This is a genomic window from Beutenbergia cavernae DSM 12333 (assembly GCF_000023105.1).
Classification (GTDB): Bacteria; Actinomycetota; Actinomycetes; order Actinomycetales; family Beutenbergiaceae; genus Beutenbergia; species Beutenbergia cavernae.
Map to the genome: position 1 here is coordinate 3,520,123 of NC_012669.1, position 22,406 is coordinate 3,542,528.

Below are 22,406 nucleotides of genomic sequence, written 5' to 3' on the forward strand. Positions count from 1 at the left end.
TACTCGCGATGTGAGCTCCGGGCCGACGCTGGGACGCCGCCTCGCGACAGCGCTCGCGACGGCGGCGCTCGTCGGCGCGCTCGTGTTCGGGATCGCGCGGGCCGTCGACGGCGTGCGCTCCGGCACGCAGGACGTCGACCTCGGCGAGGTCGTGGTGATCGACGCCCCGACGGTGACGCCGACACCCGACCCGACGCCGACGCCCACGCCGTCGACGACGCCGACGCCGTCCCCCTCACCCACGTCCCCGACGACCGCGCCCGTGCCGGTGCCGCCCCCGCCGCCCGTCGACGACGACGACGATGACGACGACCCCGACGACGATCTCGACGACGACGATGGCTGAGCGGTCGACGGGCCGGACCGAGCCGGCCGAGGCCCCGGCGGCGCGGCGCACCTGGTCGCGCCGCGGCTGGAGCGTGCGCGCCCGGGTGCTCGCCGCGCTGGTCGCGCTGTCGGGCCTGGCCCTCGCCGCGGCCGGAGTGACGGCGTACGGCATCGAGCGCGCCAGGCTGGACGACCGGCTCGACGACACGCTCGAGCGCACCGTCGAGGAGCTGCGGGCGATCGCCGCCGGGGACGTCGACCCGAGCACGGGCGAGCCGTTCACGTCGGCCGAGCAGGTGCTGCGGGTGTCCCTGCAGCGCGTCGTGCCCGCGCGGTACGAGGGCGCGTTCTCGATCGGGACGCGCGCCGACGGCTCCTGGGGCGTCCTGCAGTTCGCCGAGGTCAGCGGCATCCAGCCCCACACCGACGCCGCCTTCGTGAGCGAGCTGGAGGGCGCCGAGCTCGCCGAGCGGGCGACGATCACGCGGACGGTGACGCCGACCGCCGACTACCGGTACGCCGTCGCCCCCGTGCGGGTCGGCGATGCGCCGCCCGCCGCGCTCGTCGTCGCGTTCGATCGCGGCTCCGAGCAGGCCGCCCTGGCCGCGACGTACCGGCAGTACGCGGCCATGGCCGCCGTCGCCCTGGCCGGGATCGCGCTCGTCGGCTGGCTCGTCGTCGGCCGCGTCGTGCGACCGATCCGGCTGGTGCGACGCACGGCGCAGGAGATCTCGGAGTCCGACCTGTCCGCGCGCATCCCCGTGGTCGGCAACGACGACCTCGCCGACCTCACCGTGACCGTCAACGACATGCTGGACCGCCTCGAGACGTCGTTCGCGGACCAGCGGCAGCTGCTCGACGACGTCGGGCACGAGCTCCGGACGCCCCTGACGGTGGTCCGCGGGCACCTCGAGCTCATGGACCCGGCGGATCCCGAGGACGCCGCGCAGACCCGCGCGCTGGCGATGGACGAGCTGGACCGCATGTACGGCCTCGTCGACGACCTCGTGACGCTCGCCCGCGCCGAGCGGCCGGACTTCGTGCGGCGCCGGGAGGTGGACGTGGCGGTGCTCGTGGACGAGGTGCTGGCGAAGGCCCGCCCGCTCGGCGAGCGACGGTGGCGGCTGGACGCGCTTCCCGAGGGCACCGCCGAGCTCGACCCCCAACGCCTGACGCAGGCGCTGCTCCAGCTCGCCTCGAACGCCGTGCGTTTCTCCGACGACGGCTCGACCGTGGGGCTCGGCGGCGCGTGGTCCGGTGACGGCGCGCTCGAGCTGTGGGTGCGAGACGAAGGCATCGGGATCGCCGAGGAGGAGCAGGCCCACGTGTTCCAACGATTCGCTCGAGGCTCGACCGCCCGCGCTCGCGGCGACGGCTCCGGCCTCGGGCTGGCCATCGTCGCCTCCATCGCCCACGCGCACGGCGGGAGCGTGACGCTCGACAGCGCGCCCGGGCGCGGCACCACGGTGACGCTGCGGATCCCGGACGCCGGCCTGCCCGACCCCGACGCCGACGCCCCCCACGACGCCGCGGACCCCCCGGCCAGGCAGCAGGAGGCCCCATGAGCCAGATCCTCATCGCGGAGGACTCCGAACGGATCTCCGCGTTCGTCGCCAAGGGTCTGCGTGCCGCCGGGTTCGTCCCGACGGTGGTGCCGACCGCCCGCGAGGCGTTCGACCTCGCCTCGACCGGCGACTTCGACCTGCTCGTGCTCGACCTCGGGCTCCCCGACGGGGACGGACTGTCGGTCCTGCGGCGACTGCGCGCCCAGGGCAACCCGATCGCCGTCGTCATCCTCACCGCACGGGACTCGGTGACCGACACCGTCGCCGGGCTCGAGGGCGGCGCCGACGACTACATGGCGAAGCCGTTCCGGTTCGAGGAGCTGCTCGCGCGCGTGCGGCTGCGCCTGCGCGGCGCCGTCGCCGACGAGCCGACGGTGCTGCGCCACGGCGAGCTCGAGCTCGACCTGCGGTCCCGGCGTGCCCGGGTCGACGGACGCGAGGTGGACCTCTCGGCGCGCGAGTTCGCGCTCGCCGAGACGTTCCTGCGGCACCCCGGGCAGGTCCTCAGCCGGGAGCAGCTCCTCTCGCGCGTGTGGGGCTACGACTTCGACCCCGGGTCCAACGTCGTGGACGTGTACGTCCGGTACCTGCGCCGCAAGCTCGGGGCCGACCTCGTCACCACCGTCCGCGGCATGGGGTACCGCCTCGACTGACCGATCGCTCGCCGCCCGCGGCAGGATGTCCGGTTCGACCTCGGCAAGAGCGAGGTCTGCGGCCCGCGCGGGGACCCGGACCAGTCCTCAACGCCGCAGCTGATCAGCTCCGCGGCGCGGAGGCACGGCGAACGGCCCCCGGGACTCGCGTCGCCGGGGGCCGTTCGGTTCGGGGTGGCCGGGGCGTCAGTCGCCCGAGGCCGGGCTGGCGGCGGACGTCGCGCTGGCCGGGCTCGCCGGGGTGACCGGTGAGACCGGGCTGGCCGGCGACTGCGCGGTCGCCGGGCTCGCCGGCGTGGCCGGGCTGGCCGGGCTCACTGCCGTGGCCGCGCTGGCCGCCGTCGGCGCCGAGGTCACGGTCACGGCCGTCACCGCGCTGTCCGGTCCGACCTGCGTGGGCGAGACGCTCGGCGTCGTGCCCTGCTCCGCGTTCGAGGCCTCGGTCCCGCTCGACGTCGGGCTCGTCGTGGCGTCCGGGGTGGCCGGCGCGTCGACGACGACGTCGTCACCCGCGTCGCGGTCCGGCAGACCGTCCGCCATCGCTGCCGCCGCGGTCCCGACGACGCCCAGGACGCCGAGGGCTCCGGTGACCATCCAGGTGGTGCGCTTCATGAACTGCTCCTTCTCGTGAGGTGGTGCATCAGGGGGTCGAGACGTGCGGTCTCCGCGCTCACGCACCAGGCGCGCGCGAGTGCGAGGAGTCGCCACCGGTGCGCCGCGCTGGCAGCGACACCGACGAGGGAGAGGACGACGGCGCCCGCACGGGCCGCGAGCGCGGGATACCCGACGCCGCGGGGCAGGTGGGCGACGGCGTCCGGCAGCCAGGCCGTGAGCGTCCGCAGGGCGCCGACGTCGGTCGTGACGGCGGCCTGGCTGAGGTGCGCGAGCAGGCAGGCGACGTCGTCGACGCGGTGCCCGGGGCCGAGGGAGTCGACGTCGATGAGCGCGCTGACCTCACCGTCGGCGACGAAGAGGTTGCCGGGATGGAGGTCGCCGTGCGTCGCGACGAGCGGGCCGGCGTCATGAGCGTCCATGACCCGGCGCAGCCGCGCCGCGAGCTCGAGCGGGCGGGACGACGGCGTCCCGAGAGCTGCGACCGCGCCGTCGGCGTGGACCTCGACGCGGTCCGCCCAGGACGGCCGCGCGGGCAGAGCGAGCGGCTCGGTCCCGAGCTCCTCCAGCACGTCGAGGACGTCAGCCATCCGCGGTCGCACCGGGGCGTCGAGCAGGGGCGTTCCCGGCGCCGGCGTGAGCAGGACGACGCCGGGCGTCGGCGCGGTCAGCACGAGCGGCGCCGGGACGCCTGCGTCGGCGAGCAGGTCGTGCCTCCGCACCAGGTCCGTGGCAGCTCCGGGCCGCACCACCTTGAGGTACCCGACGGCAGCGCCGTCGGCGCCCACGGCGCGCACCACCGCCCGCCGCAGCGGCCGGTACGAGCAGAACTCGAGCGTCGCCGTGCCCGGCAGCCAGCGCGCGACGGTCGCGACGTCGCACGCGGCAGCGAGTCCGGGCAGCGCCGGGTCGTGCGGGTGTCGCCAGGCGTGGAGCACGAGGCCGTCGCGCTCGAGCCGGGCCAGGCCCGCGCCGTCGAGCGGCGCCGACGAGACGACGAGGTAGTCCTGCGCCGCGCCGTAGCGCACGTCGTACCCGACGCTGACACCGAGCCCGACGCGATGCTGCACGCGGTCGACGCGCACGGCGACCGGCTGGTCCGGGCGGGCACCGAGCGCGGCGCGGACGACGTCGTCGCGGCCCGCACCGGTCAGCAGCCCACGCACCCGCGCCTCCGTGGCGACGACGGCGCCCGGCCTGCTCCCGCTCGCGTCTGTGGTGATCATGTGCCCCAGCACATCGCGCGGACGTGAGGCCACGATGAGCGGCCGATGAGAGCCTTCTCATCGCGCGTTCACCGTCGCGTCACGCGGCGCACGGTCCTCACGTCGATCTGTCCTGGCCACGATCGACGTGCCAGAGTTGACCATGGTCAGCGTCGAGGAGGTCGCCGAGCTCGCGACCTCGCTGCCCGAGGTCAGCGAGGGCACCTCCCGTGGCAACCGCTCCTGGGAGGTGGCGGGCACCGGCTTCGCCTGGGTGCGCCCGTTCAGCAAGGCCGACATCAGACGGTTCGGCGAGCACCCGGTGCCGGCCGGACCGATCGTCGCCGTCATGACCGCGGACCTGGCCGAGAAGGAAGCGATCCTCGCCGAAGGGCGGACGGGCTTCTTCACCATCGAGCACTTCGACGGCTACGCCGCGGTCCTGATCGACGTGACGACGGCGAAACAGCGGTGGGTGCGGGAGGCGATCGTCGACGCCTGGCTGGCCAAGGCACCGCGGGAGCTGGCCGATGCCTACGCAGAGCGCGAACTGAGAGGCTGAGGCCCCCGGCCCTCCACCGAACGGTGGAGGGTGCCCCACCGACCGGTCGGTGCTTCGCGGCCACCCGGCGGCGAGGCTGGATCCCATGACCGAGCAGGCCATCCGGGTGCGCCGCCTGACGAAGCGCTACGGCGGACGCCACGCCGTCGCCGGCATCGACCTCGACGTCGACGACGGCGAGATCGTCGCCGTCCTCGGACCGAACGGCGCCGGGAAGACCACCACCGTCGAGATCCTCGAGGGGTACCGGCGTCGGGACTCCGGCGACGTGCGCGTGCTCGGCGAGGACCCCGGGCGCGCGGGCCGGCGGTGGCGCGCCGGGATCGGCGTCGTGCTTCAGTCCACCCACGACATGGCCGAGATGACCGTCCGCGAGCAGGTGCGGCAGTTCGCGCGCTACTACCCCGACCCGAGGGACCCCGACGAGGTGATCGCCGCCGTCGGCCTCGCCGCAGATGCCGGCACCCGCAGCCGGCACCTGTCCGGCGGGCGCCGGCGCCGCCTCGACGTCGCGCTCGGGATCGTGGGCCGGCCCCGCCTGCTCTTCCTCGACGAGCCCACCACCGGCTTCGACCCCGAGGCGCGGCGGGCGTTCTGGGCGCTCATCGGGGAGCTGCGCGCGGCGGGCACGACGATCCTGCTCACCACCCACTACCTCGAGGAGGCGGAGGCGCTCGCCGACCGCGCCGTCGTCGTCGCCCGCGGCCGCGTCGTCGCGACCGGTGCCCCGGCCCGGCTCGGCGACCGGGCGGCGCGCCGCGCCACGGTGCGGTGGACGGAGGGCGGCCGGCGCCACGAGGTCCTGACGGACACCCCCACGCGCGAGGTGTCCAGGCTGGCCGATCGGCTCGGCGCCGAGATCCCGGGCCTCGAGGTGGTCCGACCGACGCTCGAGGACGTGTACCTGGCGCTGGTCGGGCCACCCGCCTCGATCGACTCCGGCGCCGACGCGCGCGAGGCGGCGTCGTGACGACCCGGACAGAGCGGCGCCCGGCCGCGCTCCCGACACCGCTCGCCGTCGGCGGCGCCCGCACCGCGTACGAGCTCCTCGCGTTCGTCCGGGAGCGCGACGCGATGATCTTCATCTTCGGCTACCCGCTCCTCATGCTGCCGATCTTCGCGACGGTGTTCGCCGGGCAGGCCCAGGGCGGCCAGGGTGCGAGCATCCCGTTCGCGCAGTACTTCCTGCCCGGGATGGTCGCGACGGGCGTCATGCTCTCGAGCTTCCAGACGCTGGCGATAGGGATCGCCGCCGAGCGCGACGACGGCACGCTCAAGCGCCTGCGCGCCACGCCCGTGAGCGCCGTCGGCTACTTCCTCGGCAAGACCGGCCAGGTGCTCGTCGTCGGGGTGGTCCAGACGACGCTCCTGCTGATCCTCGCCGCCGTCGCCTTCGACGTCCCGCTGCCCGACTCCCTCGACCGCTGGGCGACGTTCGCCTGGGTCTTCGTTCTCGGCACGGCGACCGGCGCCGTCTGCGGCGTCGCGTTCTCGTCGGTGCCGCGCTCCGGGCGGTCCGCGAGCGCCGTCGTCACGTCGGTCGTCCTCGTGCTGCAGTTCATCTCCGGCGTCTTCTTCCCGTTCTTCGACCTCCCCGGGTGGATGCAGGCCGTCGCGTCCGTCTTCCCGCTGCGGTGGATCGCACAGGGCATGCGCGCCGCGCTGCTGCCCGAGCAGGCGGCGGCTCTCGAGGTCGGCGGCGAGTGGCAGCTCCCGGTGGTCGCGGCGGTCGTGCTCGCCTGGGGCGTCGTGGGGCTCGTGGCCGGTGCGCGCACGTTCCGGTGGCGCCGGCGCGACGACGGCTGACCAGCCCTAGACTCGCCGGGATGCGCGACCTGGCGACCCTCCCCAAGGCGCATCTCCACCTGCACTTCACCGGGTCGATGCGCGTCGCGACCCTGCGCGACCTCGCGCACGAGCAGGGGATCCGCCTCCCGGAGTCCCTCCTGGACCACGACCCGCTGCGCGTGCCGGCCGACGAGCGCGGCTGGTTCCGGTTCCAGCGCAGCTACGACGCCGCGCGCGCCGTCGTCCGATCGGAGGCGGCCATGCGCAGGGTGCTCCGGGAGGCGGTCGAGGACGACGGCGCCGAGGGCTCCCGGCGTCTCGAGATCCAGATCGACCCGACGTCGTACGCCCCGTTCGTCGGTGGCCTCACCCCGGCCCTGGAGATCGTGCTCGACGAGGCGCGGGCGGCGAGCGCGGCGACCGGCGTGAGCGTCGGCGTCGTCGTCGCGTGCTCACGCATGCGGCACCCGCTCGAGGCGCGCACGCTCGCCCGGCTCGCGGCGCGGTACGCGGGCGACGCGCCCGGCGAGGTGGTGGGGTTCGGGCTGAGCAACGACGAGCGGCGCGGGCGGACGAGCGAGTTCGCCCCGGCGTTCGGGATCGCTGCGCGCGCGGGCCTCGCGTCGGTGCCGCACGGCGGCGAGCTGCTCGGGGCCGACCACGTGCGCGTCGTGCTCGCGGAGCTGGCACCGCGTCGCCTGGGGCACGGCGTCCGCGCGAGCGAGGACCCGCGGCTCCTCGAGGCGATCGCGTCGGCGGGGGTCGCGTGCGAGGTGTGCCCAGCATCCAACGTCTCTCTGGGCGTGTACGCCGACGTCGCGTCGGTGCCGCTGCGCACGCTCCTCGACGCCGGCGTGCGCGTGGCGCTCGGCGCCGACGACCCGCTGCTGTTCCTCTCGCGGCTCGTCGACCAGTACGAGGCCGCCCGCACGGAGCACGGGCTGGACGACGCCGCGCTCGCCGGCCTGGCGCGGTCGTCGATCGCCGCGAGCCTCGCCCCTCAGCCGGACCGGTCCCGGTGGTTGGCGGAGGTCGACGCCTGGCTCGCGACGCCCGCGCCGGACGGTCTCGATGCCTCGAGCTCGTACATCCGCGGCGAGCTCGCACTCCCAGGAGTACGAGCTCGGCGGGAAGGTACGAGCTCGTCGTCGGGCGACCGGCAGCTCGGAGGCTGATCGTGGAGCTCCGGCTGGGGGTGCGGGCGGCGGACTACGCGTACGTCGTCGCGCGTCAGCTGGAGAGCGCACGGCACGGGGGCGACGCCGTCCTTCGTCTCGCTCACGTCTCGGCACCGTCCGGCGCTGCCGTGGTGCTGCTGCCGGGGGTGTACGAGACGTGGCACGTCATGGCGCCGCTCGCCTGGGCGCTGCACGACGCCGGGCACCCGGTGCACGTGGTGCCGTCGCTCGGGCGGTCCGGGGCTCCGATCGAGGCGCTCGCGCCGCTGGCGGCTGCGGCGCTCGCCCGCGCCGACCTCCGCGACGTCGTCCTGGTGGCGCACAGCAAGGGCGGGTTGGTGGGAAAGTCCCTCATGGTCGCCGAGGCCGCGGGGGCAGCGGCCGACCGCGGGCAGGAGGCCGCGGCGGCAGCCCAGGTGGCACGGCCGGCGTCCGACGTCCCCGTCCCGCGGATCCGGGGTCTGGTGACGGTGGCGACGCCGTGGGCGGGTTCGCGGTACGCCCCGTGGATCCCGATGCGGGCGGTACGAGCCCTGGGTCCGCGCGCAGCCGCCCTGGTCGCGCTCGGCGCGGAGGTGCACGTCGACTCGCGCATCGTCGCCGTCCGGCCCTCGTGGGACCCGCACATCCCGGATCCGCACCCGCCCGCGGCGGCGCGGGACGTCGTCGTCGACGCGACCGGCCACTTCCGCATCCTCGCTGACCCGGACGTCCACGCGGCGGTGCTCGACGGCGTCGCGAGCCTCAGTCGCTGAGCCCTACTGGGCGAGGCGCCGCACGAGCGGCAGCCGTGACCGCGTCGTGAGCCACGCACCGGCGACGGCCAGTGCCGGGATCCCGAGCGCGATCGCCGCGAGCGCGGGCCACGGCCAGACGAGCAGCCAGGCGCCGCGGTCGTCATAGAGGTTCTCGACGTTGCTCGCCTGCCACGTCACGAGGACCCAGCCCAGCAGCACCCCGGTGAGCACGCCGAGCGCGACGCCGAGGACGGCGATGATCCCCGCCTGGGCGCCGGCCACGCGACGGCGGGTGCGCGGCGAGGCACCGACGGCGGCGAGCGTGGCGAGGTCCGGGCGGGACTCCGCGGCGGCCAGACCGACGCTCATCCACGTCGCGCCGAGCCCGATGATCGCCGCGACGCCGACCACGGCCAGCAGGATCAAGCCGACCTGCGAGCTGTACGCCTCCTGCACGTCGAGGGTGGCGACGCCGATCTCCCCCAGGTCGGCGTTGGCCGCGTCGACCTGCGCCTGCGTCGGCGGCGCGACGGGCTGCGCGATCGCTCCGGACAGCACCGCCACGATGTCGTCACGGGCCTCCACGGCGCTGGTCGGCAGCACGAGCGCGTACCGGTGCCAGTCGACGACGTGCGCCGGGATCTCCAGCTCGATGTCCCGGCTGACTCCGGTGGCGTAGTCGTACGTCGAGACGGTGAGGTGCGCCGACCCGTCCTCCCAGACGTAGCGCTCGTCGGGCACGAGCACCTCGCCGCGCGCCAGCGCCGCAGCGGCGTCGTCGGAACCCGGCAGGCCCCACAGCGCGGCCGCCGACCCGTCGTCGACCACGGTGCCCGATCCCCCGGCGCTGGTCCAGGTGCCCCCGCTGGACCAGCCGGGATGATCGTCGCACCGCGGATCGTCGGCGTACTGCTCGCGCTCCGCCGAGGTCGGTGGGAGCGCGAAGTTGAAGAGCGGGCACACGTGCTCGGGCGCGATCTGGGGCGAGGCGAACACGTGACCCGGATACTCCGCGGCGGCGTCGTCCTCACGGGGCATCTCGAGCGTGTGGACGTTCGCCACGTCGGCGAGCGGGACGTGCCGCCCGAGGACCGCGAGGTCGGCGGCCACGCGCTCGGACGTCAGCGGCGAGCCGTCCGGCGTCCCCGACGTCAGTGCGACGGTCCCGATCCCGAACTGCGGTTCCCACGCGGCCTCCTCCCGGGCCCGGTCGGCGGAGAAGTACATCGCCCCCGCCGTCGCGCCGGCGATCGCCGCGAGCACGGCCGCCACCGCGGGCGCCGTACGGCCCCGCTGCCGCGCGGCGTCCCGAGCGGCGATCCGGCCGGCGAGGCCGAGTCGCCCGGCTGAGCGCCCGACGAGCGTCACGACGCCGCCGACCGCCATGACGAGCCCGATCTCGAGGACGACGACGCCGACGACGAGCGCGACCACCTGGGTGGTCACCGCGCCGACGACGGCGCCGACCAGGCCGAGGACGGCGATGCTGACACCGACCCACGGCACGGCTCGGCGCGGCCGGGCCTCGGCACGGCGCCCAGCGAGCGCAGCGGTGACGTCGGACCGCGCCGCGCCTCTCGCCGGCACCCACGATGCCGCCAGACCGAGCAGGGTGGCCAGGACCACCGCCGCCGCGGCCTCGGGCCAGGGCAGCACGAGGTTGGGCATCGACCCGCTCCCGGTCGCCACGGCGACGGCGTACAACGCGGCCCCGCCGAGCAGGCCCAGTGCCGATCCGACGATCCCGGCAGCGAGGCCGAGTACCAGTCCGGACGCGAGCACGACGCGCCGCATGTCCGTCGGCGCCCCGCCGCTGGCCGCGAGCAGCGCGAGCTGCCGCGTGCTGCGCCGGGCACCGACGGCGAACGCCGGCCCGATGAGGAGCACGACCTCCAGCAGCCCGATCGCCGCGATCGCCGCGACGATGCCCACCGTGCCGAGGTTGGCCGGGCTCCCGACGTCGAACGTCTCGTAGGCAGGGACGGCGCTGCGCGGTGGCGGGTGGAGGATCACGTCTCGGCTCATGACCTCCGCGCCGACCTCGTTGAGCGCGAGCACGTCGTCCCACGTGAGCGGCGCGTCGCCGAGGACGAGCCAGCGCGAGGGCGCGGCGCTCGGGAACGTCCCCTCCACCGTGAGCGCCTCGGCCATCGGGACGTTGCGCGTCCGCAGGATCCCGACCACCCGCGCGTCGAGGCTCGTCTCGCCGGCAGTCAGCTCCACGGCGTCCCCGACACCCACGTCCAGCCGGTGCGCCAACCGCGGGTGCAGGGCGACCTCACCGGGAGCGGTCGGCAGGGCGCCGTCGTCGACGACGTAGATCTCGGGCAGCGCCTCGGCGTCCAGCTGCTGGGTCCACTGCATGCCGGCGAGCCGATCCGCGGTGCCGACGCTGACCATCGTGCCCTGCTCCTCGACGAGCCGGAGGCCGTCCGGCAGGAGGTCCGCGAGCTGCTCCGACGTCAGGTCGGGAACCTGCGTGCCGGTGCATCCGCCGCCGCCGCCGTCGGGCATCTGGAGGTACGGGACGCAGCCGCCGGACCGGATGCTCGCCTGGGCACCCGGACCGAGCTCGATGCTGGCCCGCGCCTCGGGTCCTGGGGCGCCGGAGCGGATCACGGTGGCCAGGAACACGGCACCGAGGACGGGAAGCGCGATCATCGCCAGCACGAGCGCCGTGCGCCCCCGGTGGCGCGTCGCGTCCCGCCGGGCGATCCGCAGGGATGCGCCCCAGCGGGCGATCAGTCGTCCCACGTCGGGTCCTCGCCGGCCGCGCCGGCCGCGGCTCCCACGAGCAGGTCCTCCGCGTCGTCGTCGCGCGAGGCGTCGACGACGACGCCGTCCCGCAGGTACACCGTCCGGTCCGCCCAGGCCGCGAAGCGCGGCTCGTGCGTCACGAGCAGGCCCGCCGCGCCGGCGTCGACCCGTGCGCGCAACAACCGCATGACCGCTTCCCCGGTGTGCGAGTCGAGCGCGCCGGTCGGCTCGTCGGCGAGCACGAGCCGGCGCGGACCGACCAGCGCCCGCGCGATCGCGACCCGCTGCTGCTGCCCGCCGGACATCTCCTCGGGGAAGCGATCCGCGAGATCGGCGAGCCCGACGTCGTCGAGCGCCGCGAGCGCCTCCTTCCGCGCCGCCCGCGCACGCACGCCGTCGAGCTCGCGCGGCAGCGCCACGTTCTCGGCTGCCGTGAGCGCGGGGATGAGGTTGAGGTCCTGGAAGACGTAGCCGACGCGACGACGGCGCAGCGCGGCCCGCTCGGTCGCGCTGACGTCCGAGAGCACGTCCCTGCCGAGCGTCACTCTGCCCGACGTCGGGGTGTCGAGGCCGCCCGCCAGGTTGAGCAGCGTGGACTTCCCCGACCCGGACGGCCCCATCACGGCGACGAGCTCGCCCATCCGCACCCGCAGGTCGACGTCGTCGAGCGCGTGCACGGCCGTCGGCCCGGTGCCGTGGACGCGCGAGACACCCGCGAGCGCCAGGAGCACGGGACCGGTCGCGGCGCCGTCCGGCGAAGGCTCGCGCTCCGCGGCGCGCCGCCCGCGGGTCACCGGCGTGCCCGGTTCGTGACGGCGGTGGCGTCGTCGGTCGCGCTGTCCCCCTGCGACAGCGCGACCACGCCGTGCGCGGCACGGGTGACGACGACCTCGACGTGGTCGAGCCATCGCACCTCTGCCTCGGCGGCGAAGGTGAGGTGGTCGAGCACGAGCGACCAGGCCAGCGTGTCGCGGTCCGCCTGCTCCGGCGCCGGCCCCCCGGCCTTGAGGCGCGTGAAGTCACGGAGCGCGCGCATGGACTCCGCCCGCTGGGCCTGCACGACGGCGCCGACGTCGACCCCGGGCGCGGACACCGCCAGCGCGAGCTTGATGACGAGCTCGTCCCTGCCCGGTGCCGACCGGTCGACCGGGGCGGCCCACCACGCCTCGGCCGCGACATAGCCCGCCTCGGTCAGCCGGAAGAACTCGACGTCGCTGGCGACCTCGTAGTCCTCCGGCAGGGGTTCGACGAGCTCGTCGCGGACGAGCCGCTGCACGGTGGCGTACACCTGACCGATGTTGACCGGCCAGGTTCCGCCGGTGCGCGCGTCGAACTCCTTGCGAAGCTCGTACACGCCCATCGGACGCTCGCTCAGCAGCGCGATCAGCCCGTTCCGCACGCTCATGGCGCTCCCTCCGCCGGCCGTCATGACCGGTAGTTGCCCGGTAACCCGGGCTCATAGTTGCCGAGAAACCTGCACGCGTCAAACAGTGCGTGGCCGCGCGTCGCCGCGCCGCGACGGCCGGCACAGGACAGGGCGACGGCGTCCGGGCAGGTCGATCCGGCGGCGCGGCCTGGGCTACAGCGAGACGCCCACGAGCACGGGCTCCGGCTCGAGCACGACGCCGAACGAGGACTCCACCCCGGACCGCACCTCGCGGGCGAGCCGCACGAGGTCGGCGGTCTTCGCACCGCCGCGATTGGTGAGCGCGAGGACGTGCTTCGTCGACAGCGCGGCCGGACCGGGCAGGCCGTGACCGCGGTCGAACCCGGCGTGCGAGATGAGCCAGGCGGCGCTGGTCTTCACGCGCCCGGATCCGGCGTCGAAGCGCGGCGCGCGCTCCGGGAGGAGAGCCGCGGCGTCGGCGTCCAGCACCGGGTTCGTGAAGAACGACCCGGCGCTCCACGTGTCGTGGTCGGCGCCGTCGAGCACCATGCCCTTCCCCCGCCGCAGCGCGAGCACGGCCTCGCGCACCTCGGCGGCCGGAGCGCGCGCGCCGAGCTCGACGTCGAGAGCCCGCGCGAGCTCCGCGTACCGCACCGGCCCGCTGAGATCGGCGAGGCGGAACTGGAACCCGACCTCGAGCACGACCCAGCGTGGCGTCGGCCCCCACGTGACGCCGTCGTCGTCGGCCACGAGCGACCGCTTGAGCAGCGAGCTGCGGTACCCGAGCCGGAGGTCGCCGACGGCGAGCATCCGCACCCGCCGCAGGGCGCGGTCGTACACGCGGACGGTCGCGAGGACGTCGCCCACCTCCTGCCCGTACGCGCCGACGTTCTGCACGGGCGTGGCGCCCGTCGAGCCGGGGATGCCCGACAGCGCCTCGATCCCGGACCACCCCTCCGCGACGGCGCGGACCACGACGTCGTCCCAGGGCGCGCCCGCGGAGACCACCACGCTCGCGCCGGCGCACGCCGACGCGTCCTCGACCCGCGTCGCGGTGCGGACGTCCCGGACGACGACGCCGTCGAACCCGGCGTCGGCGACCAGGAGGTTCGATCCTCCGCCGAGCACGAGCACCGGCTCGTGGGCGGCGTCGGCCTCGGCCACGGCGGCGACGAGCTCCGCCTCGCTGGCCGCCTCGACGAACCGCGCGCACGGACCGCCGACGCGAAGGGTCGTGAGGTCGGCGAGCAGCGGCACAGCTGCGAGCCTAGCCCCGGGCATCCGGCCGCTCCGGCTCGGGACCCGGCGGTGCCGCCGACCGCGTGACGAGAAGGCTGATGGCGAGCGGGACGAGGATCGCCAGCAGCGCGTTGCGGTACCCCACGTGCTCGGCGAGCAGCCCGAGCAGCGGCGGGCCCGCGAGGAACGCCGTGTAACCGATGGACGCGACGACGGAGACGCGCGCCGCCGCGTGCGCGGGGTCGTCGGACGCGGCGCTCATCCCGACGGGGAACCCGAGCGCGGCGCCGAACCCCCACAGCACAGCACCCGCGACGGCGACCGGCATCCACGGAGCCAGCGCGAACAGGGCGAGCCCGACCAGGGCCAGCGCGATGCACAGCCGGAGCACGGCCACCCGCCCGAACCGGTCGAGGAGCCCCGTGCCGAAGAAGCGCATGCCGGTCATCGACGCCAGGAAGACGGCCAGGACGAGGGCGGCGGCGTCGTCGCGCAGCTCGAAGCCCTCGATGACGGCGAGGCTCAGCCAGTCGTTCGCCGCCCCCTCGGTGAGCGCCGCCGACAGCACGAGGAGCCCGATGAGGAGCGTGCGGGGCTCGAGCCAGGCGCCGAACACGCTGCGGCCCGCGCCGTGCTTCTCGGTCGCCGCGGGTTCCTCACCCGCGTGCTCCAGCGCCGCCGGCAGGAAGAACCGCACGGAGGCGACGACGGCGAGCGCCACGACGGCGAGCACGACGACGAGGTGCACGCTCACGTCGAGACCCAGCCGGGCGCTGAGCGCCCCGAACCCCGCTCCCGCCACGGTGCCGACGGAGAACCCGGCGTGGTACCGCGGCATGATCGCGCGGCCGAGGAGCCGTTCGACGGCGGCTCCCTCGAGGTTCATGGCCACGTCCCAGCCGGCGATGCCGATCTGCGCCACGAACAGGCACGCCGCGAGCATCGGGGCGAGGCCGAGCGCCACGGCGAGGGCCACGAGACCCATCCCCAGGCAGGCGACGCCGGCGGCGACGAGCACGGTGCGCGCGGTCCCGATCCGGACCACGACAGCCCCGGTGAGCGGGAGTGCGAGCACGGAACCGGCGGAGCCGACGAGCAGGATGAGCCCGATCTGCGCCGGCGACAGGCCCAGGAGGTCGCGGACCGCCGGGAGCCGCGAGACCCAACCGGCGAACAGGAACCCGTTGAGCGCGAAGACGGCGAACACCGCGTACGACGCGCGCCCCACCAGCGCCGCCGCGGCGGTCGAGGGGGCGGACGGCGCGCTCATGCGCGGACCTCGAGCTCGGGGGGCATCGCCTCGACCCTCTCACGGACCGGAACGGCGTCCGCGACGGCGGTTCGCCCGGTCTCGGCCACGTCGTCGCGCTGCTGCCGCACGCTCCCGGCGACGAGCAGGGCGAGCGCCAGCGGGACGGCGATCGTCAGCAGCGCGGGCCGGATCCCGACGTCGTGCGCGAGGAGCCCGAGCAGCGGCGGGGCGACGAGCGACGCGAACGACGAGAAGCTCGTGATCACCGACACGCGGCCGGCCGCGCGGAGCGGGTCCTCGGAGGCCGCGGCGACGGCGAGCGGCACGGCGAGCGCGGCGCCGCTCCCCCACGCGATCGCGCCGGCGACGGCGAGCGGGAGCGACGGCGCGAGAGCGAACGCGACCAGCCCGACGAGCGCCACGGCGCCGCTCGCCCGGAGCACCGGGACCCGGCCGTACGTGTCGACCGCGCGCGCGCCGAGCAGGCGCACCGCCGTCATCGCGGAGACGAACGCGGCGAACACCAGGGCGCCGCTCGCCTCGGTGACCCCGAACGCGTCGACGACGCCGAGGCTCAGCCAGTCGTTCGCGGCACCTTCCGAGAGTGCGGCCGCGAGGACGACGACGCCGAGCAGCAGCGTGCGCGGCTCGAGCCACGCGCCCAGCGCGGCACCGGGTGAGCGCCGCCGGCTGCGCACCGCGACCTCCACCCGGTCGAGCTCGGGTGCGGCGTCGGGCGGCAGGAGGTGCCGGACGGCGGCGAGGCGCCACACGAGCGACGCGATCGCGACGCCCGTGAACTGCACGAGCAGCCCGACGCCGAGCGCGGCGGCCGCCGCACCGAGCAGCGAGCCGCCGACGGCCCCGATCGAGAACGCGGCGTGGAACTGCGGGAGCACGGTGCGCCCGAGCCGACGTTCCACGCGCGCCGACTCGAGGTTGAGCGGCACGTTGAGGATCGCGAACGCCACCCCGCTCACGGCGAGCCCGGCAGCGAGCACCGGGACGCTCCGCAGCGCGGGGCCCAGCCCGATCAGGAGGTACGCCACGGCGAACGCGATGCCGCCGAGCCGGATCGCCCAGGCGCTCCCGATCCGCAGGCACAGGGCGCCGGCGAACGGCACGGTGACGAGCGCGCCCGCTGCCCCGAACAGCAGGACGCCGCCGATCTCGGCCTCGGTGAGCGCGAGCGCGTCGCGGACGGCGGGGAGCCGGGCCAGCCAGCTCGAGAACGTGATGCCGTTGAGCGCGAACAGGCCCATGAGCATCCAGCGGGCGCGGGCGAGGCGCGGCGGGTCGGGGTGGCGGGCGATCCAGGCCGGCAGGGTGGCGCGGCGGCGGGGCGACGAGGGCACAGGAATTCCAGCGGTGCGGGCGCCCGGGGGCGCGAGCTGATCGGGGAGGGAGCCGGATCGCCGCTCGTGGTGCCGGCGCCGGTGGTGAGGACGGGACCGTTCGAGGGCGCTGCTGCTGGTCGCTCGAATCGATTCGATCCCGGAGGACAGTGTGCGGTCACCAGGCCCGTCCCGTCAATCCCGAGCGCCGTCCGCGCCTCCGCGCATTCCCGGCCGCTCGCCGAGTCAGACCTTCACGGTCGAGTCAGACCCTCCGGAGGGTCTGACTCGCCCGCTGACGCCTGACTCGGCACCACGGCACGCCGTCGCCACGCCTCGACCGCCAGAACGTCGAATCGATTCGCGCGCCCTGGGCTAGGGTGGCGCTCCGGATGCCGGGAGGCACGCAACGAGAGGTCGACGTGCTCGGCCGCGCCCCAGGAGGTGGCATGGGTCGACCCACGCTGGCCGACGTCGCCGCCGCCGCCGGAGTCTCCCCGTCGACGGCGAGCCTCGCCTTCTCGGGCGCGGGCCCGGTCGCCGCGGCCACCCGCGAACGCGTCATGGCGGCCGCGGCGCAGCTCGGCTACACCGGGCCCAACCCGATCGCCCGGTCGCTGCGCCGGGGCCAGAGCGGCGTCGTCGGTGTCATCACGGGCCGGCACCTCTCGCGCAGCTTCCGCGACCCCGTCTCCGTCCAGACGCTCGACGGCATCGCCGATGCGCTCGGCGCCCGCGACCTCGGCATGCTGCTCATCCCGTTCGACGACGCCGCCCCGGGCGTGCCGCAGCTGGTGGCCCACGCGGCGATGGACGCCGCGATCATGATCGCCACGCCCGCCCCCGGCGACCGGGCTCTGCGCACCCTCCTCGCCCGCGACGTCCCGACGGTCACGCTGGACTCGCGGCACCGCGGCACCGCGAGCGTCCGGATCGCCGACCGCGCCGGGATGCGCGACCTCGCGAGCGAGGTGGTCGCGCTGGGGCACACGCGCATCGCCGTCCTCACGCTCCCGTTCGCACCCGGTCGCGGCACCGGGGAGCTCGACCCCGATCACCTGCCCCGCCCCACCTACACCCCCACGCGGAACCGCCTCGCCGGGGTGCGCGACGCCGGCATCCGGCCGGTCGCCGTCGTCGAGGCGGGTGCGTCGCTCGTCGAGGAGGGGTTCGAGGCCGCTCGGCGGCTGCTGGCGCGCGATCCGCGCCCGACGGCGATCATCGCGTTCTCCGACCTGCTCGCCGCGGGCGTGGTGCTCGCCGCGCGCGAGCTCGGGCTCGACGTCCCCGGGGACCTCACGGTGACGGGGTTCGACGGCGTCGACCTCCCCTGGCTCGCGCCGGACGTGCTCGCCAGCGCGATGCAGCCGTTCGTCCACAAGGGCACGCTCGCCGCCGAGGCAGCGGCTGCCCTCATCGCCGGCGAGGACGTGCGCACCCCGGACCTCACCGTCGTCCCGCGTCCGGGCACGACGACCGGCCCGCCCCCGCACTGACCGCCGGGGCCCCGGACGCCGCCCCCCGCCGAGTGCGTGAGGTGTCCCGCGGACACGCCGGCGATTGCGGGAGAAGTCATGCAGTCGACGCTGGGGAAGCGGACGGCGGACCGCCGCGCGTCAGAGCGTGATGGTCGCCTGGGCCTTGCCGAGCACGGTGACGCCGTCGCACACGGCCCGCAGGTCGACGCGGGCGGTGCCCGCCTCGTCGTCGCGCGCGCCGAGCGTCCCGGTCACGACGAGCGTCGTCGACCCGAGCGCCGGCACCACGATCGGCCGCGAGAACCGCACGCCGTACCGCACGACACGCGCCACGCCGTCGTCGTCGAGGCCCGCGAGCCAGTCCGTGAGCGCGGAACCCGCGAGACCCATGGTGAGCATGCCGTGAGCGATGACGCCGGGCAGACCGGCGGCTTCCGCGACGGCGTCGTTGTAGTGGATCGCGTTGACGTCGCCGCTCGCTCCGGCGTAGCGCACGAGCAGCTCGCGGGTGATCTCGACCTCGCGGACGAACAGCTCCGCCCCGACGTCGGTGGTGCGCAACGGGCTCACGACTCGGCCCCCCGCACAGCGAGCGTCGAGACCACCGTGGCGACGGCGTCGTCGCCGGAGGTGATCTCGGTCCGCGTGGTCACGAGGGCCAGGCCGCCCCGCTCGGTCACGGAGTCGACGTGCACGGCGGTGCGCAGCACGTCGCCGGCGACGATCGGGCGCACGTGCGTGAAGCTCTCCTCCGCGTGGACCACGCGGGAGAAGTCGATGCCGGACGCCGGGTCGGCCACGTACTCCGACTCGGCGCCCTGGGCGATCACGACGGCGAACGTCACCGGGGCGACGACGTCGGCGAAGCCTGCGGCGCGCGCCGCAGTCGGGTCGTGGTGCACAGGTGCGGTCGCCCCGACGACGCCGGCGAACGCGCGGATCGCCGAGCGATCCACCTCGAACGGCGGCGTGGCGGTGAAGACGCGCCCGACGAGGCTCGCGTCGACGCCCGACGTGCCCACGTCGTCAGCGGGTCTCGCGGTGCGCCGTCTTCGCCGTGCAGCGCGGGCAGAACTTCTGGAGCTCGAGCCGGTCGGGGTGGTTCCGACGGTTCTTCGTCGTGATGTAGTTGCGCTCCTTGCAGACCTCGCACGCGAGCGTGATCTTCGGGCGGATGTCAGCCGACTTGCTGGCCACGGGAGTTCCTTCTTCTCGGGTGGCGCTCGCCCACATCGGACGCGCGCCGGCAGGGGACGGAGCCGGTAGCGGGGGCGGGGATCGAACCCGCGACCTCACGATTATGAGTCGTGCGCTCTGACCATCTGAGCTACCCCGCCGCGAGGTTGGCGCTCGGCTGCGGACACAGGTGTCCGCAGCCGCTCACCGACCGGAGCCCCGATAGGGAATCGAACCCTAGACCTTCTCCTTACCATGGAGACGCTCTGCCGACTGAGCTATCGGGGCAGCCATGGAAGGGTACATGGCGGACGCGGCCCAGGCGAAATCCGCTGACCCGCCCGGCGCCGCGGTCTCACTCCGGGGCGAGGCCGACGCGCGCGGCACCCTGCCCGGCGGCCAGGTCGAGGGCCGCATCGACGTCCCGCAGCGGCAGCACGTCGCCGACGAGGCCCTCGAACGGGTAGCGCCGCCAGGACCGCTCGAGGAACGCCACGGCCGCGAGAAGATCCTCGGGCGCGTAGTTGTGGACGCCGCGCACGGTGAGCAGGTTCCGCACGACGCGCTCGGGGTCGAGGTCCACGGTGCCGGCCGGGGAGACCGAGCCCACGAGGACCGCCACGCCGCCCACGCCGAGGTGCTCCAGGGCCGCCGCGACCGCCGCCTTCGCCCCCGACATCTCGAACGCGACGGTGTGCGCGTCGCCGCCGGGGTCCGCGTCGGCGAGCGCGGCCGCCGTCGCCCCGGGGACGGCGGGATCGACAGTGGCGACGGCGCCGAACGCACGCGCGGCCTCGCGACGGCGCGGGTCGGGATCGGACACGACGACGGCGGCTCCCCGGTCGGTCGCGGCGGCGGCGGTCGTGAGGCCGAGCATCCCGGCGCCGGTCACGTGCACGACCTGCCCGGCGAGGGGCTGCACGCGCTCCGCCGCGCGCACGGCCGCGAGCACGGTCGCCGTCGCGCACGACGCCGGGGCGAGGACGCTCGCGGGGACGTCGTCGGGGACCACGACCAGCGCCGTGCCGGCGAGCACGTGCACGTGCGTCGCGAAGCCGCCGGCCAGCTCCCAGTCGGGAGACCACGCGGAGTGGCCGTACTTGCGCAGGTGGGCGCACTTCTGGCCGATCCCGCGCCGGCACCGGGCGCAGTCGCCGCACGAGGCGGCCACCGACCACACGACGCGCGTCCCCGGGGTGACCTGTGCGCCGTCGGCGGTCCGCGCGTGCGGGCCGGCGGCGACGACGCGGCCGACCTGCTCGTGCCCGAGCACGCTCGGCGCCGGGCCGGATCGGTGGCCGAGCGCCGTGTGCACGTCCGAGCCGCAGACGGTGGCGAGCTCCACGCGCACCAGGACGTCGGCGGCGGCGAGCTCGACCGAGGACACGGGGCGCGCCTCGTGCGGCTCGCCGACGCCCGGCCACACCATCGCGACGGCGTCGACGTCCGTCCGGCTCACGCGCCGGACCGGGCGAGGCCGAGCTGCGCCGGCAGGTCGGCGACGGAGTCGAGCACCACGTGGGCACCCGCGGCGAGCAGGTCGTCGTCGGGCACGCCGCCGGTCCGGACGCCGACGACGAGGCCCGCGCCGGCGGCCGCACCGCTGCGCGCGTCCGACGGCGTGTCCCCGACGACGGCCATCGCGCTCACCGCCGAGGCGCCCGTCCGCAGGAGCGCCGTCAGGGGCATGTCCGGGCTCGGCCTGCCGCGGATGCCCTCGCCTGGGCAGAGGACGACGTCGACGACGCCGCCCCACTCGACGGCGGCGAGGATCGCCTCCTGCGTCGCCGACGAGAACCCGGTGGTCAGCGCCGTCGCGACGCCTGCCTCCCGGAGCGTGCCCAGCACCTCGCGCGCGCCGGGGATCGGCTCGCACGCACCGCCGTCGACGAGGTCGGCGTACGCGCGCTCGAACGCTGCGTTCCCGCGCTGCGCGAGCTCCTCGTCACCCGCGGTGAGGTGGCGGAACACCTCGATCTTCGACTGGCCCATCGTGGCGTGGACGTACGCGAGCGCGGTCGCGAGCCCGGCGTCGTCGTCGGCCAGGCCGCACTCCCGCGCGGCGCGCTCGAACGCCGACGTCACCAGTCCGTCGTCGGCGATCGTCGTCCCCGCCATGTCGAAGACGACGAGCTCGACCTGTTGCTTCATGTGGCGTCCTCCTGCGTGGTGGGCCGCGTCGCGGCGGCCCGCTGGGTCGGGCACGCGGTGAGTGCGCGTCCGGTGATCTGATCCGGGAGCGGCAGGCCCAGGGTCACGAGCGCCTGGGCCGCCACGTCCTCGTGGGTGAGGTCCCGCCGGACGGCGGCCTCGCGGAGTCCCGGCCCGCACGCACGGATCCATGCGGCCCGCTCGTCGTCGCTCCGCCCGCCGTGTCCGCCCTCGGGGCGGTGGCCGTGGTCCGTCAGCGCGATCACCGTCCACTCCTCGCGCCCCCGCGAGGGCCTCGACGCGACGGCGTCGAGCACCCGCCCGACCCGGGCGTCGGTGGTCTCGATCGCCGCACGGTAGGGCTCGCCGGTACCGACGTCGTGCCCGACGGCGTCGACGAGGTGGAAGTACACGAACGCGAACGCCACGTCCTCGGCGGCGAGCCGGTCGCAGGCGTGCCTGGTGACGCGCTCGTCGGCCGCGTCGACCCCGCCCACGTCGCCGGGCCAGTACCCGCCGGTGGCGAACAACGGCCCACCGGAGGCCCCCGTCACCAGAGGTGCCCAGTGCGCGGCGACGAGGGTGCGCAGCCCCGGGTCGGCGTCGCCGAGGATCGTGGCGACGTCCGGGTGCTCGCGGCGCGTGTACCGGCTGAGGTCGTTGTCCCGGACGCCGTGGGTCGCCGAGGGCACGCCGGTCATGGCCGAGGTCCAGATGGGCCCGCTGATCGTCGGCTCGCCCTCGCGGATGCGGATGTCGCGCGCGAACCCGCGGGCCGCGACGCCGTCGAGGTGCGGGGTGGCGCACGTCGCGAGGATGCCGGCGTGGACGCCGTCGAGGGCGAGCACCAGCACGTGCTGACGCACCCTGGCCTCCCCTGCCCGATGCCGGCGACGGCGGGGGTCGACGCACCGCCGTGGCGACCCTATCCGGCGATGCCGGCGAGCGGGGAGGCGCGACGCGCCCGGAACGCCGAACGGGGCGCCCGCTCGGGCGCCCCGTTCA

The 22,406-nt window shown here is 75.6% G+C and carries 23 protein-coding genes and 2 tRNA genes; 9 read left to right on the forward strand and 16 right to left on the reverse strand.

All coding sequences use genetic code 11. The annotated features are described in order from the left end of the window. Positions 1-10 precede the first annotated feature (10 nt). From BCAV_RS23010 to BCAV_RS15950, 3 genes are read left to right on the forward strand one after another with little or no spacing between them, the layout of a single operon-like run. The gene (locus BCAV_RS23010; RefSeq protein WP_015883649.1) at positions 11-346 is read left to right on the forward strand and encodes a hypothetical protein; all 336 of its coding nucleotides are present in this window, start codon (positions 11-13) and stop codon (positions 344-346) included. Next, entirely contained in the window at positions 303-1,892 is a 1,590-nt protein-coding gene (locus BCAV_RS15945; protein WP_245528873.1) for a sensor histidine kinase, read from the forward strand. The genes BCAV_RS23010 and BCAV_RS15945 overlap by 44 nt, the downstream gene beginning before the upstream one ends. Beyond that, entirely contained in the window at positions 1,889-2,545 is a 657-nt protein-coding gene (locus tag BCAV_RS15950; RefSeq protein ID WP_015883651.1) for a response regulator transcription factor, read from the forward strand. The genes BCAV_RS15945 and BCAV_RS15950 overlap by 4 nt, the downstream gene beginning before the upstream one ends. Positions 2,546-2,731: 186 nt before the next feature. Here the strand turns inward: BCAV_RS15950 and BCAV_RS15955 are convergent, their stop codons facing one another. Next, positions 2,732-3,157 (reverse strand): hypothetical protein, encoded by a 426-nt coding sequence (locus BCAV_RS15955; RefSeq protein ID WP_015883652.1) that lies wholly within the window; start codon positions 3,155-3,157, stop codon positions 2,732-2,734. Beyond that, complete coding sequence (locus BCAV_RS15960) at positions 3,154-4,383, reverse strand: aminoglycoside phosphotransferase family protein (RefSeq protein ID WP_015883653.1); 1,230 nt, start codon at positions 4,381-4,383, stop codon at positions 3,154-3,156. The genes BCAV_RS15955 and BCAV_RS15960 overlap by 4 nt, the downstream gene beginning before the upstream one ends. A 127-nt stretch (positions 4,384-4,510) precedes the next feature. On the opposite strand from BCAV_RS15960, the gene BCAV_RS15965 reads away from it, so the two are divergent. From BCAV_RS15965 to BCAV_RS15985, 5 genes are all read left to right on the forward strand, one after another. After that, positions 4,511-4,924: an MmcQ/YjbR family DNA-binding protein gene (locus BCAV_RS15965; protein ID WP_245528875.1), complete on the forward strand. Its 414-nt coding sequence runs from the start codon at positions 4,511-4,513 to the stop codon at positions 4,922-4,924. 85 nt (positions 4,925-5,009) lie between these two features. Then, positions 5,010-5,894, forward strand: coding sequence for an ABC transporter ATP-binding protein (locus tag BCAV_RS15970; RefSeq protein WP_015883655.1), 885 nt, complete (start codon positions 5,010-5,012; stop codon positions 5,892-5,894). Then, a complete protein-coding gene (locus tag BCAV_RS15975) occupies positions 5,891-6,730 on the forward strand; it encodes an ABC transporter permease (RefSeq protein ID WP_015883656.1) in 840 nt (279 codons plus the stop codon). The genes BCAV_RS15970 and BCAV_RS15975 overlap by 4 nt, the downstream gene beginning before the upstream one ends. A 20-nt stretch (positions 6,731-6,750) precedes the next feature. Further along, positions 6,751-7,887, forward strand: a complete 1,137-nt coding sequence (locus BCAV_RS15980) for an adenosine deaminase (protein ID WP_015883657.1) — start codon at positions 6,751-6,753, stop codon at positions 7,885-7,887. Between the two features lie 2 nt (positions 7,888-7,889). Beyond that, on the forward strand, positions 7,890-8,645 hold the full coding sequence (locus BCAV_RS15985; RefSeq protein WP_015883658.1) for an esterase/lipase family protein: 756 nt from the start codon (positions 7,890-7,892) through the stop codon (positions 8,643-8,645). A gap of 3 nt (positions 8,646-8,648) precedes the next feature. On the opposite strand, the gene BCAV_RS15990 is transcribed toward BCAV_RS15985, so the two are convergent. The 6 genes from BCAV_RS15990 to BCAV_RS16015 form a co-directional block, all read right to left on the reverse strand. Beyond that, on the reverse strand, positions 8,649-11,381 hold the full coding sequence (locus BCAV_RS15990; RefSeq protein WP_015883659.1) for an FtsX-like permease family protein: 2,733 nt from the start codon (positions 11,379-11,381) through the stop codon (positions 8,649-8,651). Next, positions 11,369-12,115, reverse strand: coding sequence for an ABC transporter ATP-binding protein (locus tag BCAV_RS15995; protein ID WP_043350209.1), 747 nt, complete (start codon positions 12,113-12,115; stop codon positions 11,369-11,371). The genes BCAV_RS15990 and BCAV_RS15995 overlap by 13 nt, the downstream gene beginning before the upstream one ends. Before the next feature lie 59 nt (positions 12,116-12,174). Further along, complete coding sequence (locus tag BCAV_RS16000) at positions 12,175-12,789, reverse strand: PadR family transcriptional regulator (RefSeq protein ID WP_015883661.1); 615 nt, start codon at positions 12,787-12,789, stop codon at positions 12,175-12,177. Positions 12,790-12,963: 174 nt separating this feature from the next. Then, entirely contained in the window at positions 12,964-14,052 is a 1,089-nt protein-coding gene (locus BCAV_RS16005) for a UDP-N-acetylmuramate dehydrogenase (protein WP_015883662.1), read from the reverse strand. Next, positions 14,039-15,280: an MFS transporter gene (locus BCAV_RS16010; RefSeq protein WP_015883663.1), complete on the reverse strand. Its 1,242-nt coding sequence runs from the start codon at positions 15,278-15,280 to the stop codon at positions 14,039-14,041. The genes BCAV_RS16005 and BCAV_RS16010 overlap by 14 nt, the downstream gene beginning before the upstream one ends. Beyond that, positions 15,277-16,617, reverse strand: a complete 1,341-nt coding sequence (locus tag BCAV_RS16015; RefSeq protein WP_015883664.1) for an MFS transporter — start codon at positions 16,615-16,617, stop codon at positions 15,277-15,279. The genes BCAV_RS16010 and BCAV_RS16015 overlap by 4 nt, the downstream gene beginning before the upstream one ends. 428 nt (positions 16,618-17,045) lie before the next feature. On the opposite strand from BCAV_RS16015, the gene BCAV_RS16020 reads away from it, so the two are divergent. Next, positions 17,046-18,092: a LacI family DNA-binding transcriptional regulator gene (locus tag BCAV_RS16020; protein ID WP_015883665.1), complete on the forward strand. Its 1,047-nt coding sequence runs from the start codon at positions 17,046-17,048 to the stop codon at positions 18,090-18,092. A 120-nt stretch (positions 18,093-18,212) separates the two neighbouring features. Here BCAV_RS16020 and BCAV_RS16025 read toward each other — a convergent pair whose 3' ends face one another. The 8 genes from BCAV_RS16025 to BCAV_RS16060 form a co-directional block, all read right to left on the reverse strand. Next, positions 18,213-18,644 carry a MaoC/PaaZ C-terminal domain-containing protein gene (locus BCAV_RS16025; protein ID WP_015883666.1) on the reverse strand — a complete coding sequence of 144 codons (432 nt, stop codon included), beginning with the start codon at positions 18,642-18,644 and terminating at the stop codon, positions 18,213-18,215. Continuing rightward, positions 18,641-19,096, reverse strand: a complete 456-nt coding sequence (locus BCAV_RS16030) for an FAS1-like dehydratase domain-containing protein (RefSeq protein WP_015883667.1) — start codon at positions 19,094-19,096, stop codon at positions 18,641-18,643. Before BCAV_RS16030 ends, BCAV_RS16025 begins: the two co-directional genes overlap by 4 nt. A 4-nt stretch (positions 19,097-19,100) precedes the next feature. After that, positions 19,101-19,271 carry a 50S ribosomal protein L33 gene (rpmG, locus tag BCAV_RS16035; RefSeq protein WP_015883668.1) on the reverse strand — a complete coding sequence of 57 codons (171 nt, stop codon included), beginning with the start codon at positions 19,269-19,271 and terminating at the stop codon, positions 19,101-19,103. Positions 19,272-19,337: 66 nt separating this feature from the next. After that, a tRNA-Met gene (locus BCAV_RS16040) sits at positions 19,338-19,411 on the reverse strand. 54 nt (positions 19,412-19,465) lie between these two features. Further along, positions 19,466-19,538 (reverse strand) — tRNA-Thr (locus tag BCAV_RS16045). A gap of 67 nt (positions 19,539-19,605) precedes the next feature. After that, positions 19,606-20,709: a zinc-binding dehydrogenase gene (locus BCAV_RS16050; RefSeq protein ID WP_015883669.1), complete on the reverse strand. Its 1,104-nt coding sequence runs from the start codon at positions 20,707-20,709 to the stop codon at positions 19,606-19,608. Further along, entirely contained in the window at positions 20,706-21,401 is a 696-nt protein-coding gene (locus BCAV_RS16055; protein WP_015883670.1) for a phosphonatase-like hydrolase, read from the reverse strand. The genes BCAV_RS16050 and BCAV_RS16055 overlap by 4 nt, the downstream gene beginning before the upstream one ends. Then, on the reverse strand, positions 21,398-22,267 hold the full coding sequence (locus BCAV_RS16060; protein ID WP_015883671.1) for an alkaline phosphatase family protein: 870 nt from the start codon (positions 22,265-22,267) through the stop codon (positions 21,398-21,400). The genes BCAV_RS16055 and BCAV_RS16060 overlap by 4 nt, the downstream gene beginning before the upstream one ends. Positions 22,268-22,406 lie beyond the last annotated feature (139 nt).